The 18404-nt window shown below is 52.8% G+C and carries 13 protein-coding genes and 1 riboswitch; of the genes, 5 read left to right on the top strand and 8 right to left on the bottom strand.

What is annotated here, in order from left to right; all coding sequences use genetic code 11:
• Nucleotides 1-101: 101 nt before the first annotated feature.
• Together murI and btuB are read right to left on the bottom strand one after the other, a co-directional pair.
• Nucleotides 102-953, bottom strand: a complete 852-nt coding sequence (gene murI / locus OGV93_RS00640) for a glutamate racemase (RefSeq protein WP_016157938.1) — start codon at nt 951-953, stop codon at nt 102-104.
• Nucleotides 898-2736, bottom strand: a complete 1839-nt coding sequence (gene btuB / locus OGV93_RS00635) for a TonB-dependent vitamin B12 receptor BtuB (RefSeq protein WP_047497611.1) — start codon at nt 2734-2736, stop codon at nt 898-900. Before btuB ends, murI begins: the two co-directional genes overlap by 56 nt.
• Before the next feature lie 65 nt (nt 2737-2801).
• Nucleotides 2802-2988: riboswitch (cobalamin riboswitch) on the bottom strand.
• Nucleotides 2989-3103: 115 nt separating this feature from the next.
• On the opposite strand from btuB, the gene trmA reads away from it, so the two are divergent.
• Entirely contained in the window at nt 3104-4204 is a 1101-nt protein-coding gene (gene trmA, locus OGV93_RS00630) for a tRNA (uridine(54)-C5)-methyltransferase TrmA (RefSeq protein ID WP_019077891.1), read from the top strand.
• Between the two features lie 45 nt (nt 4205-4249).
• Here the strand turns inward: trmA and OGV93_RS00625 are convergent, their stop codons facing one another.
• Together OGV93_RS00625 and fabR are read right to left on the bottom strand one after the other, a co-directional pair.
• Nucleotides 4250-4609 carry a YijD family membrane protein gene (locus OGV93_RS00625; protein ID WP_016155292.1) on the bottom strand — a complete coding sequence of 120 codons (360 nt, stop codon included), beginning with the start codon at nt 4607-4609 and terminating at the stop codon, nt 4250-4252.
• Between the two features lie 15 nt (nt 4610-4624).
• Nucleotides 4625-5260, bottom strand: coding sequence for an HTH-type transcriptional repressor FabR (gene fabR / locus OGV93_RS00620; RefSeq protein WP_003028862.1), 636 nt, complete (start codon nt 5258-5260; stop codon nt 4625-4627).
• Nucleotides 5261-5451: 191 nt separating this feature from the next.
• Here fabR and sthA point away from each other — a divergent pair, with 191 nt between their 5' ends.
• Complete coding sequence (gene sthA, locus OGV93_RS00615) at nt 5452-6852, top strand: Si-specific NAD(P)(+) transhydrogenase (RefSeq protein WP_016155291.1); 1401 nt, start codon at nt 5452-5454, stop codon at nt 6850-6852.
• Here sthA and oxyR read toward each other — a convergent pair.
• Nucleotides 6835-7752 carry a DNA-binding transcriptional regulator OxyR gene (gene oxyR, locus OGV93_RS00610; RefSeq protein WP_003028858.1) on the bottom strand — a complete coding sequence of 306 codons (918 nt, stop codon included), beginning with the start codon at nt 7750-7752 and terminating at the stop codon, nt 6835-6837. The two genes, sthA and oxyR, sit on opposite strands and share 18 nt — an antisense overlap.
• 482 nt (nt 7753-8234) lie before the next feature.
• Between oxyR and OGV93_RS00605 the strand changes: the two genes are divergently transcribed.
• Nucleotides 8235-10679, top strand: coding sequence for a glycosyl hydrolase family 18 protein (locus tag OGV93_RS00605; RefSeq protein WP_200084316.1), 2445 nt, complete (start codon nt 8235-8237; stop codon nt 10677-10679).
• A gap of 56 nt (nt 10680-10735) precedes the next feature.
• Here OGV93_RS00605 and argH read toward each other — a convergent pair whose 3' ends face one another.
• The 3 genes from argH to argC form a co-directional block, all read right to left on the bottom strand.
• On the bottom strand, nt 10736-12109 hold the full coding sequence (gene argH / locus OGV93_RS00600; protein WP_049040576.1) for an argininosuccinate lyase: 1374 nt from the start codon (nt 12107-12109) through the stop codon (nt 10736-10738).
• 116 nt (nt 12110-12225) lie between these two features.
• Complete coding sequence (gene argB, locus OGV93_RS00595; RefSeq protein ID WP_016155288.1) at nt 12226-12999, bottom strand: acetylglutamate kinase; 774 nt, start codon at nt 12997-12999, stop codon at nt 12226-12228.
• 10 nt (nt 13000-13009) lie between these two features.
• Complete coding sequence (gene argC / locus OGV93_RS00590) at nt 13010-14014, bottom strand: N-acetyl-gamma-glutamyl-phosphate reductase (RefSeq protein ID WP_016155287.1); 1005 nt, start codon at nt 14012-14014, stop codon at nt 13010-13012.
• 155 nt (nt 14015-14169) lie between these two features.
• Between argC and argE the strand changes: the two genes are divergently transcribed.
• Complete coding sequence (gene argE / locus OGV93_RS00585; RefSeq protein WP_019077897.1) at nt 14170-15321, top strand: acetylornithine deacetylase; 1152 nt, start codon at nt 14170-14172, stop codon at nt 15319-15321.
• A gap of 343 nt (nt 15322-15664) precedes the next feature.
• A complete protein-coding gene (gene ppc / locus OGV93_RS00580) occupies nt 15665-18316 on the top strand; it encodes a phosphoenolpyruvate carboxylase (protein ID WP_101700762.1) in 2652 nt (883 codons plus the stop codon).
• The last annotated feature ends 88 nt before the right edge of the window (nt 18317-18404 follow it).

Raw genomic sequence — 18404 nt, 5'->3', positions numbered from 1 at the left:
TTGTTCCGTGTCAGTGGAGGCGCATTATAGGGAGTTATTTCAGGCTGACAAGGGGAAATTTAAAATAATCTTCCGAGTGCCTACTTTTCCACCAAAACAGCCTAAACAGCCAGTTTTTCGAGCGTCTTAAAGCCATAACGCTGCAGCACGGGCAATAATTGTTCGGCTTCTGCCGTCATTGCCATGCAGAATGCGACATTCTCATCAGTTGATTTCGCGTCTGGCGCTTCATGTTCTAATAACCAGGCCGTACGACGCGCAATCGCGGCACCAGAATCTACTAGCCGCGTCCCCTCAGGCAGGACCTGTAAAAGTTCTTCCCGTAATAGAGGGAAATGGGTGCATCCGAGCACCACCGTGTCAGGTGGTTCCGACATCCGCAGCCAAGGGCGCAGGACACGACGCAGTTCTTCCAGAGAAACGGTTTCACCGTGCAGCTTCGCTTCCGCCAGTTCCACCAGTTCAGCGGAACCCAGCATCGCTATCTGACATTCGTTAGCAAACCGTGCAATCAACTCATGGGTATATGAACGCTTCACCGTTGCACGCGTAGCCAGCAGTCCCACCACACCATTCGCCGTGAGTCGCGCCGCCGGTTTAATAGCAGGCACCACGCCCACAACCGGAAAGGCAAATTTCTCACGTAATGCAGGGAGCGATACCGTGCTTGCTGTATTACACGCGATGACCGCAAGAGAGAGGGGATAGCGCTGCTGGACCGCAGTCACAATCTCAACAACACGTTCGACGATAAACTCCTCGCTCTTCTCTCCATAAGGAAAGGCGACGTTGTCGAAAGCGTATATATAGTGGAGATCCGGCAGAAGACGCCGGATCTCGTCATAGACCGACAACCCACCGACGCCGGAATCAAACACCAGCACGGTGGGACGCGGATCAGAAAGTGTAGCTGCCAGACAAGGTGTATTCCCGTCCTGCAGTTGCGTAGCCATAAACTGTCTCGTAATCTTTATCGAACAGGTTGGCGATTTTACCACGAACTGTCAGCTGTGAGGTGATTGGATATGACACGCCAAGATCCCACAGGCTAACCCCACCCATTTTTACCGGCTGGTAGGTTACGTAGTCAGTGTCATAACGCGTTCCCAGGTAATGATACGTCAGGCCCCAGTCAAAATCATAAACCTGCCAGTCGAGCTGGTACTTCACCTGGTTCTTAGAACGCCGTGCGAGCGGCTTGTCCGTAATCGCATTGCGCGAATCGACATAATCGTAGCTCAGCGTATGTGCCAACGGCCCGGTATCAAAGTTTGCGGTCGCTTCCACACCTTTAATACGAACTTTACCTTCGTTAAAGTATTTCTCGGTATGCGGGTCGTAATCGATCATGTCGTCAATATCATTACGATATCCGGATACACGCCAGTTCACGCCCGCCGTTAAGCCTTCAAACGCCCCTTCCCATTGCTTACTTTGTTCAGGATCCAGGTTCGAATTGCCGTAATAACCATGCAACTGTCCGAGATTAGGCGCTTTGTAAGATGTACCGTAGGACGCAATAAAGCGATAGCCTTCAATAAACTCCCATCCGGCGCTGGTCTGCCATGTGCCATGACGGCCAAACTCGGAGTTATCATCACTGCGCGCCGCACCTTCAAAGGTAAAGTCGCCCAGTTGCTGCAACCCGGTCAGGTAGAGACCCGTATTACGCTGATCGTAACCGTCCGTGACATACCCGGTGCCAGGCGTCGTGGTTTGCTTTTGCCAGTCAACGCCTGCGCCTACGTTACCGTGACCAAGCACCATACTGTTGGACCACTGAACATTATATTGCTTCATATCATCCAGTGTGGCCGAGGAGTCATAGCGACCATAATCCGGATCATAGTTGTAATCTTTACTATGGCTATAGCTGGAAACCAGTTGCGACTGGATAAGCTCGCCATTAAAGCGCAGCCCGGCATCCCAGCTTTGGCTATAGAGCTGACGGGTATCCACTAACGGCGTCCCAGGATAATAATACGCGTCATAATCTGTTCGGTTATCATAGCCGTAGCCGCGAACAAACCCGCTCCATGTATCGGAAAAGTTATGTTCCAGCGCGCCATACAGCGTCTTACTTAAGAAACCGTCTTTGTCGGGCTGAGCCTGAGAGCCAGTGCTACCGTATGCGACAACATCAAAACCTTTGGTATAGGCATAATCGCCCATTAGTGTGACGCGCGTATTTTCGCCAAGCTGTTGTTGGGTTGAGACATCGTAATTCTGATACCCATTGCTCCCCACACCGGCAGTGAGTTCCGTCCCCGGCTTTTCACGCGTAGTAATGATATTCACCACACCGCCAATCGCATCAGAACCATAAACCGCCGAACGCGGCCCACGAATGTATTCGATACGTTGCACTAACGAGACGGGGAACTGGCTAAGATCGGCTGCGCCGCTAACCCCTGCCAAGTTCAGACGCACGCCGTCAATCAACACCAGCACATGGCTGGCGTTGGTGCCGCGAATAGAAATAGACGAATTTTGTCCCATACCACCGTATTGGGCGATATCCACGCCCGGCAGGCGACGAAGCACATCATTGACGGAAGTGGATTGCCAGCGATCGATATCCTGACGTGTAACAACGGTGATAGGGGCAAGTACAGCGCTACGAGGCTGCTGAAAACGGTTGGCAGTGACGACGAGAGTATCTGGGCTAGTGTCCTGCGCCCAACCCGAAAATGCTGTGACGGACAGCGCCGTGCACAGCAACGATTTTTTAATCATTGTAAAGCATCCACAATATAAGAAGGATGCCGCAGGTCCCACCGATAGTACGCGATGATGAAAGCCAGATGCGACGTTAGCCGGCAGGTCTTCGGGCTTGGAGGCAACTTAAAGAGATGATGACTTCCCACGGCAAGCCGCAGTGTCTGCACCAGGTGCGCTCATCTCCTACCTTCCTTACCGCTGCGCGTCAGCTCCAGATTCACACTGGATTCCCTTTTAACTCACAGGACCGGAAAACGGATGCTACAGTTTGTTACAACCTGGTGTCCAGACCGCGCATCACAATATCGGAAATCATCAATGACTGGACATCTGTTGAGCAATCCCTACAATCCCCGCGTACTTTTATTTTTCAGGACGCATCATGACCCCCGAACACCTTCCGACAGAACAGTACGACGCCCAGTTAGCTGAAAAAGTAGTGCGTCTGCAGAGCTTAATGACGCCATTTTATGCACAGGCTCCGGAAGTGTTTCGCTCGCCGGTCAGCCACTACCGTATGCGCGCGGAATTTCGTCTGTGGCATGACGGGGATGATCTGTACCACATCATGTTCGACAGCCAGACCAAAAGCCGTATCCGCGTCGACAGTTTCCCGGCGGCCAGCGAGCTTATCAACACGCTGATGACGGCAATGATCGACGGCGTTCGCAACAACCACGTCCTGCGCCACAAACTGTTCCAGATTGATTACCTCACTACCCTGAGCGATCAGGCGGTGGTATCGATGCTGTACCATAAAAAGCTGGATGATGAATGGCGTCAGGAAGCTGAAGCGCTGCGGGATGCGTTACGGGCGCAAAACCTGAACGTGCATCTGATTGGCCGGGCAACCAAAACCAAAATCGAGCTGGACCAGGATTACATTGACGAACGCTTGCCGGTTGCGGGTAAAGAGATTATCTACCGCCAGGTTGAGAACAGCTTCACCCAGCCGAATGCCGCCATGAATATTCAGATGCTGGAATGGGCGATTGATGTCACCAGGGGATCAAAAGGCGACCTGCTTGAGCTGTACTGCGGCAATGGCAATTTCTCGTTAGCCCTCGCACAAAACTTCAACCGCGTGCTGGCCACTGAAATCGCTAAACCGTCCGTGGCTGCTGCGCAATACAACATTGCGGCTAACCATATTGATAACGTACAAATTATCCGCATGGCGGCTGAAGAGTTTACTCAGGCGATGAACGGGGTTCGTGAGTTCAACCGTTTGCAGGGAATCGATCTGAAGAGTTACCAGTGTGAAACCATTTTCGTTGACCCACCGCGCAGCGGTCTGGACAGCGAAACAGAGAAAATGGTGCAGGCGTACCCGCGAATTCTGTACATCTCCTGTAACCCGGAGACATTGTGTAAGAACCTGGAAACGTTAAGCCAGACGCACAATGTTTCACGCCTGGCTCTGTTCGATCAGTTCCCGTATACGCACCATATGGAGTGCGGAGTATTACTGACCGCCAAGTAAATGATGTCCTGGCCGGGGGCGCTTCGCTTGCCCGGCCTACAAATATTACTCCACGATTTCCTGTCTACGGTTCCGCACTTTAAAGCCGATCCAGAACACCAGAATCACTGACAGAACCGCCGGGAAGAAGTTAGAGCCAATATCCGGATATTCAGCGCGTACCACAGTGCTGTACAACAGAACGCCGAGAATAAAACAGGCGGCGGCCAGGCCCGGTAATCCCACAGGCATGGTGCGGTTTTGATAGCGTTGATGCAGACAATAAACCGTCAGCACCAGCGAAATAATTGGGAATACTGAGAATGGCACAATGGAGCTAAACAGCGCCGCAAATGTGCCATTGATCGATAAGCCAGCAACCAGCGCCAGCAGCAGCGTACCTTTATCTTGACCTGACTGTTTCATTGCTCGTCCTTCTCGTTACTCGGAGTGATGCGTCATCTTCTCTTGTTCACGGCGGTACCAATAAAATGCGCCCTTCGCGATCATGCGCAGTTGCAATACCAGCCGTTCTTCCAGTTGTCGACGCTGCTCGGCGCCAACATCCAGTGCTTCTGCCCCGGCGCTGAACACAATGGTGACCATGGCTTCGGCCTGCGCTTCAGTAAACGCACGAGGCATATGGTTTTCGAGTTCGAGATAGTCCGCAAGTTCCGCAATGAAGTGCTGAATTTCACGAGCGACCGCTGCGCGAAACGCTGCGGAGGTTCCCGAACGCTCGCGCAATAATAAACGGAAGGCGTTGGGATTGTTGCCGATGAACTCCATAAATGTTGAGACCGAGGTGCGGATCACACTCCCGCCCTTCGCGATACGCTGACGCGCCTGACGCATCAACTGACGCAGCATCAAACCACTCTCATCCACCATCGTCAGGCCGAGTTCATCCACATCGCGGAAATGGCGATAAAACGAGGTTGGCGCAATGCCCGCTTCACGAGCGACTTCGCGTAAACTGAGGCTGGCAAAACTACGCTCAGCGCTGAGTTGACTAAATGCGGCTTCTACCAGCGAACGCCGGGTTTTTTCTTTTTGTTGCGCTCTAACGCCCATCACGATGTCTGAATCCTTCCACATACCTTGCTGGCACTATACCAGAGATTAGGCGGTTGGCATGGCTTTGTGAATGATTGTTTACGCGCAGTTTGTGCTTCGAGTTCGCAAAAAAGCACAACGATAATTGGGTTATCCCGACAACGATGTTACTATTCTGTTGCTTTTATGTATAAGAACAGGTAAGCCTGACCATGTCACATTCCTACGATTACGATGCAATAGTAATAGGTTCCGGTCCCGGCGGCGAAGGCGCTGCAATGGGTCTGGTTAAGCAAGGAGCGCGCGTCGCGGTGATTGAGCGCTATCATAACGTCGGCGGAGGCTGTACCCACTGGGGGACCATCCCGTCGAAAGCCCTCCGCCACGCCGTCAGCCGTATTATTGAATTCAATCAGAACCCACTTTACAGCGACCACTCCCGACTCCTTCGTTCTTCTTTCGCCGATATTCTCAACCACGCTGATAACGTTATTAATCAGCAAACGCGTATGCGGCAAGGATTTTACGAGCGCAACCACTGTGAAATTTTGCAGGGAAATGCCCGTTTTGTTGATGAACACACACTCGCCCTTGAATGCCACGACGGCACGGTGGAAACGCTGACCGCGGATAAGTTCATCATCGCCTGTGGTTCACGCCCCTATCATCCGGTGGATGTCGACTTTTCCCATCCCCGGGTTTATGACAGCGACTCTATCCTGAGCCTGCACCATGAACCCCGCCATGTTTTGATTTATGGCGCGGGAGTAATTGGCTGCGAATATGCGTCGATCTTCCGTGGAATGGACGTCAAAGTCGATTTAATCAACACCCGCGATCGTCTGCTTGCGTTCCTCGATCAAGAGATGTCCGACTCGCTCTCTTACCACTTCTGGAACAGCGGAGTGGTCATTCGCCACAACGAAGAGTACGAGAAGATTGAAGGTTGCGATGACGGCGTCATCATGCATCTGAAATCCGGTAAGAAACTGAAAGCCGACTGCCTGTTGTACGCCAATGGCCGTACCGGTAATACCGATTCGCTGGCGCTGGAAAATATTGGGCTAAAAACCGACAGCCGCGGACAGTTGAAGGTCAACAGCATGTACCAGACGGCGCTGCCGCACGTGTATGCCGTAGGAGATGTGATCGGCTATCCGAGTCTGGCATCGGCGGCCTACGATCAGGGACGCATTGCCGCCCAGGCATTGGTAAAAGGCGAAGCTACCGCGCATCTGATCGAAGATATCCCGACCGGGATTTATACCATTCCGGAAATCAGCTCCGTCGGGAAAACCGAGCAGCAGCTCACGGCCATGAAAGTTCCATACGAGGTTGGCCGCGCCCAGTTTAAACATCTGGCACGTGCGCAAATCGTGGGTATGAGTGTCGGAACGCTGAAGATCCTGTTCCATCGCGAAACGAAAGAGATTCTGGGGATCCACTGCTTTGGGGAACGCGCGGCCGAAATTATTCACATCGGTCAGGCGATAATGGAGCAAAAAGGTGGTGGTAACACCATCGAATACTTCGTTAACACCACCTTTAACTACCCAACCATGGCGGAAGCCTATCGGGTAGCAGCGCTAAATGGCTTAAACCGCCTGTTTTAACGCACTGTCGAAATGGCCATCCATTGACCCACGGATGGCCTCTGCCAGCTGTTCATAACGGCTGCGCAGCGGCGAACCTGGACGATACACCAGGCCAATCGTACGGCGCGGTTCAGGCTTGATGCAGGGCAGATAGACAACGCCATCACGCTTACGCTCCGGCGGCACGGCCAGCGCAGGCAGTAAGGTAATACCGCTGCCTGCCGCCACCATGTTACGCAGCGTTTCCAGACTGGTCGCCCGGAAATGGGTATCCTCATCAGCACCCGCTTCAAAGCAGAAGCCCATCGCCTGATCGCGCAGGCAGTGGCCATCCTCTAGCATCAGCAGTTTCTCACCCGCCAGATCGGACATCGGCACACAGTCGCGGTTTGCCCATGGGTGATCTTCATAGATCGCCAGCAGCATAGGCTCATCAAATAACGGTACTTCGATGAACGCCTCACTCTCTTTCACCAGCGCCAGAATGACGCAGTCGAGCTTACCGCTATCCAGTTGCGCCAACAGCTGATGCGTCTGCGCCTCATGGAGATACATTTCCAGTTTTGGGAAGGTCTGGTGCAACATAGGAATAATATGCGGCAGCAGGTATGGCCCCACCGTTGGGATCAAACCAATATGCAGCGGTCCAGACATTGTCTCGCCTTGTTGGCTTGCCATCTCCTTGAGCACTTTGACCTCGCGCAGCACGGTGCGCGCCTGATCCACCAGCAGTAAACCTGCCTGAGTGAACAGCACTTTGCGACTCGTACGCTCCAGCAGCATGACGCCAAGCTCATCTTCCAGCTTGCGGATCTGTCCGCTCAGCGTTGGCTGACTAACGTGACAGGAGTCTGCCGCTCGTCGGAAGTGACGATGTTCGGCTAGCGCCACCAGGTATTCAAGATCACGAATATTCATTATTCATCCTCCATCGCCACGATAGTTCGTAGCGATAGGTAGAATAGCAACGAACGATTATCCCTATCAAGCTTTCTGTTTAATAATGCACCACAGAAACGGAACGGTACCCCTTTAACCCTTGAAGCTACTGTCCGTTTTGAGAGTTTCTCTCATACTCGAAATAACTAAAGCCAACGTGAACTTTTGCGGACCTTGAGTCCGCATTTTTTTTGCGCCCGGCGCGAATACATTCAAAAAAATATATACAAAATATAAATTACATATTCTCATCCGATTATTTAAATTAAAACCATATTAAATTAAAATAATCAAAAACATTTTGTATCATTTATATATTTGACGCCCTGTCAGGTTCATAAATAATAACCGCGCGATATTCAATATATGGCAAATCGCAAGAACACTCGTTTCTTCGCCACTCTAATTATTTAGAGTACATTCACCCATATTTTTCTAATATTTATCGAATGGAATCTTTTATGAAACTCAATACTATTTCGCGATATTTTCTCGCGGCAGGCCTGATGTCGTGCGCCGCAAACGCATTCGCTCTGGAAGCCTGGAGCGGTCAGGCAGGTGGAAACACCATTGAAGTTATTTTTGACAGTAAAGTTTATAGTAACCGCTGGTATGTAAATGCCGATAATTGCCCACAGGGCGCGTCAGCTGAAAACTGGGATAATCCGTGGAGTTATGTGCGCGATGCCACAAAAGCGGAAATCGATCAATATGGCAACCCAACCACTTGTGAATCCGGGAGCGCCACGCCTGTTGCCCACGACGCATTCAGCGCCGAAAAAGATTATGCCAAAGATGATATTGTCGCTTATCAGGATGTGACATATGAAGCGTCCAGGCCCATTCCGGCTTATTCCTTCACCCCAGGTGCCGACAATCCGTGGAAACTCTATACGCCAGTACCCGACTGGCGTTCCAGCCAGGTTTACAACAAAGGGGACGAGGTCAAAGTTGACGGCCAGTCTTATGAAGCACTGTACTATACCGTTGGCGAAAACCCTTCTATTGCAGGTAACCAGAACCCGACCGGCACCAATGGCCGTCCGTGGAAACCGTTAGGCCCAACGGTCGAATTCACCCAGGAACAATTTAAGAATGCCCCACAGATCAATTCCATTGCGTTTTACGAACCCGGCAAACTGGCGGTGTACAAAGGAACGCCTTTTGTCGCTCAGACGAAAGTCAAAGGCGTTATGCCGTATGATAAAAACCCATGGGCAATTTATACCAACTGGACTGGCACCAAAGAGCGCGTAGGGACGCCGAAGAATCCGTGGCCTGCCCACGTTTATGCACCATACGTCGACTTTAGCCTGAACAGCATTCCGGATCTGGCGAAACTGGCGAAAGAGCAAAACATTACCCACTTCACCATGGCGTTTGTCGTCGCGAAAAGTGGCGAGCAGTGCATCCCAACCTGGGGTACGGCCTATAATCTGCAGGATTACTCACAGTACAGTAAAATAAAAGCGCTGCGTGAAGCCGGTGGCGATGTGATGGTTTCCATTGGCGGAGCGAATAACTCCCCGCTGGCGGCTGCCTGTAAGAATGTGAAAGATCTGCAAAAACTCTACTACGACATTGTTGATAACCTGAACCTGAACGTGCTGGATTTTGACATCGAAGGCACATGGGTGGCCGATCAGGATTCCATCGATCGCCGCAACCAGGCAGTAAAAGAGGTTCAGGCTCAGTGGAAAGAGGAAGGTCGCAAAGTCGGTATCTGGTACACCCTGCCGATTCTGCCGACCGGTCTGACGGCTGAAGGTCTGTATGTGCTGGAAAATGCGCGCCATGTCGGCGTTGAGCTGGCTGGTATTAACGTAATGACCATGGACTACGGTAATGCCGTCTGTCAGTCAGACGGTACCGAAGGGCAGAACATCCACGGTAAATGCGCCACATCCGCTATCGACAACATGTTCACCCAGTTGAAGAAAATCTGGCCAGAGAAATCTGACAAAGAGATCAACGCCATGATGGGCACCACCCCGATGATCGGTTACAACGATGTACAGGGCGAAGTGTTCTATCTGTCCGATGCGAAACTGGTGATGGACGACGCGAAAAAACGCAACCTCGGCATGATTGGCGCGTGGTCGATGACGCGCGATCAGCCGGGCGTGGCGAAGCAGGTCAGCCCGGAGCACAGCGGCATGACCGCACAGCAGGCACCGATGTACGCATACAGCCAGGTATTTGCGCCGTTTACGCATGACAATTCCGCAGATGAAGCGTCTACCGATCTTGCCGGTGATGTGAAAGCGGTTTATGTCGATGTTTTTGATGGGCAGCAGCGCATCAATGTAAATTTCGATACCAGCAAGCTGAGCGGCAGTAACAGTTACTCGGTAGATGTGGATGGTAAATATGCCTTCTCTACCTCCGGCAACAGTGTCTACTACAGCTACCGTTCTAACTACGGCACGCAAAGCACGGTACGGACCGGTGGCATGTCCTACATGTTAGCGCCAGGAAAAGTGATCACCGTTAAACGTACCAATCCGAATCCTGAAATCCTGGCACAGCTCACTGTGACGAGGGATATGCAGGAAGGTAACAATCCGGTCAAGGATGCCGGTGAAGTGAAATCGTTGACGGTTAAAAAAATCAACGGCGTACCGAATGTGGTTGTTGATTTTGACGCCAAAGCGCTGGGCTGGAAAGCAGCGAACGGTTCTGCGTGGGTCGTGAAAGTGATGGGTGACGCGAAAAACGGTAACTACATCTTCAGTTGTGACAACGGTAACTGCTATTACAGCTCTGTCAAAACAGCGGGAGATATCACCACGGTAACGTCTGGTGAAAGAGACATCTCCGAAGGTGAAACCATTGTCGTTGAACGTGTTACACCGAATCCGGCAACCGTCGCCAAACTGGTTGTTACGAAAGATATGCTGAAATAATCCTTTTCGCATAAAGTCAGAACCCCGTCTGCTCACAGCGACGGGGTTCTTTTTTTTTACACCAGCCGCGCCTTCGCGTAGTCGATCGCCTGCGCCACCTGCTGTGGCGACACGCCGCCTTTCGCCGCACGTTTATCCAGGCACGATTGCAACGAGAGGATCGGATAAACGTCATCGCCAATCACCTGACTGAACTTTTGTAAGTCGGCAAGCGACAGCGCTTCCAGCGGTTTGCCCTGACGAATCGCCTCGACCACCGTCTCACCCACAATATGGTGTGCTTCGCGGAACGGGACGCCTTTTGCTACCAGATAATCCGCCAACTCGGTGGCGTTAGCATAACCCTGCTGCGCCGCTTCCTGACAACGCGGACGTTTCACCTGAATGCCATCCAGTACCAGCGCAGCCATATGCAGACAGTCCAGCCAAGTGTCGAGCGCATCGAACAGCCCTTCTTTGTCTTCCTGCATATCTTTATTGTATGCCAACGGGAGACCTTTTAAGGTCATCATCATGCCGGTCAGCGCACCCTGCACGCGACCGCATTTGCCACGGATCAGCTCCAGCGCATCCGGGTTTTTCTTCTGCGGCATCAGAGATGAACCCGAAGTTACACGATCGGACAGCTCGACAAAGCCCGCTTCGCCGGTATTAAAGAAAATCAGGTCTTCAGCAAAACGCGACAGGTGCACCATGCCGATAGAAGCGTTGGAGAGTAACTCCAACACGTGGTCACGGTCAGAAACACTGTCCAGACTGTTACGCGTCGCCGAGGCAAAGCCCAGCCAACCGGCCAGCTGCTCGCGATCGATTTCATATGCCGTACCCGCCAGCGCGCCGCAGCCCAGTGGACTGACGTCCAGGCGCTTGAGCGAATCCTGCAGACGGCTCTCGTCACGCGCCAACATTTCGACATAGGCCAGACACCAATGAGCAAACGTCACCGGCTGCGCACGTTGCAGGTGGGTGTAACCCGGCATAACGGCGTCCTGGTTATTCTCTGCCGTCACCACCAGCGCACTTTGCAGCTGACGGTTGGCCGACAGTAATTCAATAACCGTGTCTTTACACCACAGTTTAAGATCGGTCGCGACCTGGTCATTACGGCTACGTCCGGTATGCAGTTTTTTACCAAGCTGGCCGACTTTATCAATCAGCTTACCTTCCACCCAGCTATGAATATCTTCGGCATCGCTTTGCAGGATCTGCTGCGGATTAACGCGAACCTCTTCCAGCAGAGTGTTCAGCGCCTCTTCCAATTGCAGTTGTTCATCGGCAGTCAGTACGCCGACCGTTACCAGCGCTTTAGACCAGGCCACAGAGCCGACAATATCCTGTTCTGCCAGGCGGTAGTCAAAACGCAACGAGTCGTTGAACTGTTTGAACCGCTGATCTGCTGCCTGTGTAAAACGCCCACCCCAAAGTGCCATAACTTGCTTCCTTAATATCTTGAATTTCAACGCCGGATGGCGCTTAGCTTATCCGGCGTACAGGTTCGGTTCACGTAGGCCCGATAAGGCATAACCGCCATCGGGTACAAAATAGTTTACGCTAAAATCCGCGTGCCAATTGGCATGCCGTTAAACAGCGCCGGCAGTTGCTCGGCATGACGCCAGGAGGCAATATCCACAGGGCGACCCAGCGTGCGCGCGGCATCCAGCGCCGCATTGACCTTCACGATCATGCCGTCAGTAATAATACCTTGTTCAATCAGTTGTTCCGCTTTCGCGGCGGTCATTTCGGCAATACGCTGGCCTTTACCATCCAGAATACCGCTTACGTCAGAGAGCAGGATCAGATCCGCACCCAACGTTGCCGCCAGCGCCGTTGCCGCCTGATCGGCATTAACGTTCATCAGCAGTCCGTCTTCAGTAACACCAATGGAGCTAACTACCGGCAGAAAACCGCCTTCCAGCAGTGTGTTAATCAGCTTAGGCGAACCCGGCTGCGCCAGTCCAACATGACCCAGCGCTTTATCGAGCGGCGTCACTTTTACGCTATCGCCATCACCAAGATACAGACCCACGGATGCGATGTGGTGCTTTTTCGCCCAGGCCAGTAAGGTTTTATTCGCTGTTCCCGCCAGGGCACCGGTAATAATGTCAATTTGATCGGCTGGCGTGACGCGCAGACCATTTTTCTTTTTCACCGGCAGGTTCAGCTGCTTCATAAGATCGTCAACCACGCAGCCGCCACCGTGCACAATGACCAGCGGTCGCTGATGTGACTCACGATAATTCACCAGTGCGGTAAACAGACGCTCCAGCGCCTCTTCGCTATCCAGTAAAACGCCGCCCAGCTTGATAATTAATGGATTCATCGTTGCACCCTTAAATAAGAGACTGCGTTTCAGCAAAGCCAAAACGAATATTTGCGCACTGCATCGCCTGTGCCGCCGCGCCTTTCAATAAGTTGTCTTCAGTTGCCACCACGATCAGGTGCTCACCCTGTACGGCAAACCCGATATCACAGAACGGTAAGCCAACCACGTTCTTCAGCGCCGGAACGCCTTTGTCATACAGACGCACCAGTGGCTTATCGCCATACGCCTGTTGCAACGTTTGAGCCACCTGCGCATGGGTTACGCCCGCTTGCAAACGGCAGGTGATGGTTTCCAGAATTCCGCGCGGGAAGTTGCCCAGATGCGGGGTGAAGATCACCTCCGCACCGAGGTGAGTAGCGATTTCCGGCTGATGGCGATGGGTAAACACGCCATACGGCTGCAGGCTCACCTCACAAAAGCTGTTGGAAATAGCCGCCTTACGTCCCGCGCCGCTCACGCCGCTGGTGGCGTTAATTACCGGCCACTGGCTGAGATCCAGCAGCCCGGCATCAATCAGTGGTTTCAGCGACAGCTGCGCCGCCGTCGGGTAGCAACCCGGCACGGCAATCAGATTCGCGTCTTTCAGTTGGTCTGCGCTCCACTCCGCCAGTCCATAAACCGCCTGCTCCAGCAGGTCGGGATGCTGATGGGTAAAGCCGTAATATTTTTCATAGAACGCGCCGTCGTTTACGCGAAACGCGCCCGAGAGGTCAAACACCACGCATCCGGCCTGCAAAAACTGCGGGGCCAGGTCATGGCTCACCTCATGTGCCGTTGCGAGGAACACAACGTCCACCCCTGCGCTAAACTCGCTGATATCTGACATTGGCTGTAACGGTAAATCGACAATGCCTTTCAACTGCGGATGCAAATCGGAGATTAATTTTCCTGCATCATTGCTTTGCGCTGAGACGGTCAAAGCGGTTATGGTCATATCAGGATGGCGATTTACATAGGTCACAAGCTCTGCGCCGGCATAGCCACTGGCGCCCACAATCAGCGTATTCAACATCGGGGCTGCTCACCTTCTTAGATTCTGTTGCCAGATATAAGCCTTTATCACCTCACCTTACACTTGGTGGGTTTTATTACGCTCAACGTTAATGTATTTTTATTCACAAATACTGCATGAATATTGATACTATCATGACCCGAGGTGTGTCAACAATGAAAAACAATTTACCGCCATTTATCGAGATATACCGCGCTCTGATTGCCATGCCGTCGATTAGCGCCACCGAAGAAGCGCTCGACCAAAGTAATGCAGGTTTAATCACTCTGCTGGCGGGCTGGTTCAAAGATTTAGGCTTTAATGTGGAGGTCCAGCCGGTTCCCGACACGCGCAATAAATTCAATATGCTGGCAAGCATTGGACAGGGAGCCGGTGGTTTGTTGTTGGCGGGCCATACCGATACCGTCCCCTTTGACGACGGACGCTGGACGCGCGATCCGTTCACCCTGACCGAGCATGACAATAAGCTCTACGGTTTGGGTACGGCAGATATGAAAGGCTTCTTCGCCTTTATCCTCGACGCGCTGCGTGACGTCGACGTCACTCAACTGAAAAAGCCCCTGTACATTCTGGCTACTGCCGATGAAGAGACCAGCATGGCGGGAGCGCGTTATTTCTCTGAAACCACCGCTTTACGCCCGGACTGCGCGATCATTGGCGAACCCACTTCTTTGCAACCTGTCCGCGCGCACAAAGGTCATATCTCTAATGCGATTCGCATTTTGGGACAATCGGGTCACTCGAGCGATCCGGCTCGTGGCGTGAATGCCATTGAATTGATGCATGATGCCATCGGCCATATCATGAATCTGCGCGATGATCTGAAAGAGCGCTATCACCATGATGCTTTTACCGTCCCGTATCCGACGTTAAATTTGGGTCACATCCACGGCGGCGACGCTGCTAACCGAATCTGCGCCTGCTGCGAGCTGCATATGGATATTCGCCCACTGCCCGGCATGACGCTTAACGATCTCAATGGCTTACTTAACGACGCGCTGACCCCGGTCAGCGAGCGCTGGCCGGGTCGCCTGACGGTGTCGGAGCTGCACCCGCCAATTCCAGGCTATGAGTGCCCACCGGATCATCAACTGGTACAAGTGGTTGAGAAACTGCTGGGCGCACAGACTGAGGTGGTGAACTACTGCACCGAAGCGCCGTTTATCCAGACGCTTTGCCCGACGCTGGTGTTGGGGCCTGGCTCCATTAATCAGGCGCATCAGCCGGATGAGTATCTGGAAACTCGTTTTATTAAGCCAACCCGCGAATTGATCACCCAGGTTGTGCATCATTTCTGCTGGCATTAACCGCTTATCGCCTCGCTAACCCTTTAGTGGTAAGCGAGGTAATTTATTAACATTTCCATAAGCAAAGCTTATTTGATTCGATGTGAATTAAATAACGTAAATTCCCGTCATTTTTTCGTTTGCTGAACCGATTTCGCAGCAATTGACGTCACGACTTTTACGTGGCTTTATAAAAGACGGCTAACAAACAAAGTCCGAGAGATTTCGTGTCACAGCAAGGCGGCAAGCGAGCTCATACCAGGAGCTTACATAAGTAAGTGACCGGGTGGGCAAGCGCAGCCAACGCCGATGTCGCGCGAAAGATACAGGACGCATAAATTAAAGATGGGGTGTCTGGGTTAATATGAACGAACAATATTCCGCGTTGCGTAGTAATGTCAGTATGCTCGGCAAAGTGCTGGGGGAGACCATCAAGGATGCGCTGGGAGAGAACATTCTTGACCGCGTAGAAACAATCCGTAAGTTGTCCAAATCATCCCGCGCCGGCAATGAAGTCAATCGCCAGGAGCTGCTCACTACGCTGCAAAACCTGTCTAACGACGAGCTGCTGCCGGTTGCCCGCGCGTTTAGCCAGTTTCTGAACCTGGCCAACACCGCCGAGCAGTACCACAGCATTTCGCCAAAAGGCGAAGCAGCCAGCAACCCGGAAGTGATTGCTCGCACTCTGCGTAAACTGAAAGAGCAGCCCAACCTCGATGAAGCCACCATCAAAAAAGCCGTCGAATCTCTCTCCCTGGAGCTGGTTCTCACCGCCCACCCGACCGAGATCACCCGCCGTACGCTGATCCATAAAATGGGTGAAGTGAACGCCTGTCTCAAGCAACTTGATAACAAAGACCTCGTCGATTACGAGCGCCATCAGCTGATGCGCCGTCTGCGCCAGTTGATTGCCCAGTCCTGGCATACGGATGAAATCCGCAAGCTGCGCCCAAGCCCGGTTGATGAAGCCAAATGGGGCTTCGCGGTGGTTGAAAATAGCCTGTGGGAAGGCGTACCAAATTATCTGCGCGAGCTGAACGAACAACTGGAAGAGCATCTGGGCTATAAGCTGCCCGTTGATTTTGTCCCGGTTCGCTTTACCTCCTGGATGGGCGGCGACCGCGATGGCAACCCGAACGTAACGGCGGATATCACCCGTCACGTGCTGCTACTCAGCCGCTGGAAAGCGACCGATCTGTTCCTGAAAGACATTCAGTTTCTGATTTCTGAGCTGTCGATGGTGGATGCCACACCGGAACTGTTGGCGCTGGTGGGCGAAGAAGGCGCAGCAGAACCTTACCGTTATCTGATGAAAACCCTGCGTTCACGTCTGATGGCAACCCAGGCCTGGCTGGAAGCCCGTCTGAAAGGCGAGAAATTGCCGAAACCTGCGGGACTTCTCACCCAAAATGAACAGCTCTGGGACCCGCTATATGCGTGCTATCAGTCTCTGCAGGCCTGTGGCATGGGCATTATCGCCAATGGCGAATTGCTCGACACCCTACGCCGCGTGAAATGTTTCGGCGTACCGCTGGTACGTATTGATATTCGTCAGGAAAGCACCCGTCACACTGAAGCCCTTGGCGAACTGACCCGTTATCTGGGCATTGGCGACTACGAAAACTGGTCGGAAGCGGATAAACAGGCTTTCCTGATCCGCGAGCTGAACTCCAAGCGTCCGCTGCTCCCACGTAACTGGGAGCCGAGCAACGACACCCGCGAAGTGCTCGACACCTGCCGGGTCATTGCCGAAGCCCCGTATGGCTCCATTGCCGCCTATGTTATCTCAATGGCGAAAACACCATCGGATGTACTGGCCGTACATCTGCTACTGAAAGAAGCCGGTATCGGTTTTGCTATGCCGGTTGCCCCGCTGTTTGAAACGCTGGACGACCTCAACAACGCCGATGACGTCATGTCTCAGCTCCTGAACATTGACTGGTACCGTGGCTTTATTCAGGGCAAACAGATGGTCATGATTGGCTACTCTGACTCCGCAAAAGATGCAGGCGTGATGGCGGCCTCCTGGGCGCAATATCAGGCGCAGGACGCGTTGATCAAAACCTGCGAAAAAGCCGGTATCGAACTGACGCTGTTCCACGGTCGCGGTGGCTCCATTGGTCGCGGTGGCGCGCCTGCGCATGCGGCGCTGCTTTCTCAACCACCAGGCAGCCTGAAAGGCGGTCTGCGCGTGACAGAACAAGGGGAGATGATCCGCTTTAAGTACGGCCTGCCGGAAGTGACCATCAGCAGCCTGTCGCTGTATACCGCAGCAATTCTGGAAGCCAACCTGTTACCGCCGCCAGAGCCGGAAGATAACTGGCGTCACATTATGGATGAGCTTTCCGATATTTCCTGTGAGCTCTATCGTGGATATGTACGTGAAAACAAAGACTTCGTCCCCTACTTCCGCTCCGCAACGCCAGAGCAGGAACTGGGTAAATTACCGCTCGGCTCACGTCCGGCAAAACGTCGCCCAACCGGCGGGGTAGAGTCTCTGCGCGCAATTCCGTGGATTTTTGCCTGGACGCAGAACCGCCTGATGCTCCCGGCGTGGCTGGGTGCAGGCACCGCACTGCAAAAAGTGGTTGAAGACGGTAAGCAAAGCGAACTCGAAGCAATGTGCCGCGACTGGCCATTCTTCTCCACACGTCTTGGCATGCTGGAAATGGTTTTCGCCAAAGCAGATCTGTGGCTGGCAGAATACTACGATCAGCGCCTGGTCAAAAAAGAGCTGTGGCCGCTGGGTGAAGAGCTGCGTCAGCGCCTGGAAGCCGATATCGATGTCGTGCTGGCGATTGCCAACGACTCACATTTGATGGCCGACCTGCCGTGGATTGCCGAGTCCATTCAGTTAAGAAATATTTATACTGACCCGCTGAATGTCTTACAGGCTGAGCTGTTACACCGCTCACGCCTGGCAGAAGAGCAAGGCAATGCACCGGATCCGCGCGTTGAACAAGCGCTGATGGTGACAATCGCTGGTGTCGCAGCCGGCATGCGTAATACAGGCTAACGTCCTCCCTCGTCGCCTTCGTGCTATTGTATGAAGGCGACAACAAAAACTGCTGTCATAACCGCTTCTTTTTCAATATATTCCCGCC

Origin of the sequence: Citrobacter sp. Cb031, from assembly GCF_030336725.1 — a bacterium.
In the GTDB taxonomy this organism is placed as follows: Bacteria; Pseudomonadota; Gammaproteobacteria; order Enterobacterales; family Enterobacteriaceae; genus Citrobacter; species Citrobacter braakii.
Note: the sequence above shows the minus strand (reverse complement) of the source record. Positions and strands in the feature narration are given on the sequence as shown.

Coding starts and splice junctions, on each gene's coding strand:
- sthA (WP_016155291.1), top strand. CDS start 5,452: ATGTCACATTCCTACGATTACGATGCAATAGTAATAGGTTCCGGTCCC.
- btuB (WP_047497611.1), bottom strand. CDS start 2,736: ATGATTAAAAAATCGTTGCTGTGCACGGCGCTGTCCGTCACAGCATTT.
- ppc (WP_101700762.1), top strand. CDS start 15,665: ATGAACGAACAATATTCCGCGTTGCGTAGTAATGTCAGTATGCTCGGC.
- murI (WP_016157938.1), bottom strand. CDS start 953: ATGGCTACGCAACTGCAGGACGGGAATACACCTTGTCTGGCAGCTACA.
- argC (WP_016155287.1), bottom strand. CDS start 14,014: ATGTTGAATACGCTGATTGTGGGCGCCAGTGGCTATGCCGGCGCAGAG.
- argE (WP_019077897.1), top strand. CDS start 14,170: ATGAAAAACAATTTACCGCCATTTATCGAGATATACCGCGCTCTGATT.
- OGV93_RS00605 (WP_200084316.1), top strand. CDS start 8,235: ATGAAACTCAATACTATTTCGCGATATTTTCTCGCGGCAGGCCTGATG.
- oxyR (WP_003028858.1), bottom strand. CDS start 7,752: ATGAATATTCGTGATCTTGAATACCTGGTGGCGCTAGCCGAACATCGT.
- trmA (WP_019077891.1), top strand. CDS start 3,104: ATGACCCCCGAACACCTTCCGACAGAACAGTACGACGCCCAGTTAGCT.
- argH (WP_049040576.1), bottom strand. CDS start 12,109: ATGGCACTTTGGGGTGGGCGTTTTACACAGGCAGCAGATCAGCGGTTC.
- OGV93_RS00625 (WP_016155292.1), bottom strand. CDS start 4,609: ATGAAACAGTCAGGTCAAGATAAAGGTACGCTGCTGCTGGCGCTGGTT.
- argB (WP_016155288.1), bottom strand. CDS start 12,999: ATGAATCCATTAATTATCAAGCTGGGCGGCGTTTTACTGGATAGCGAA.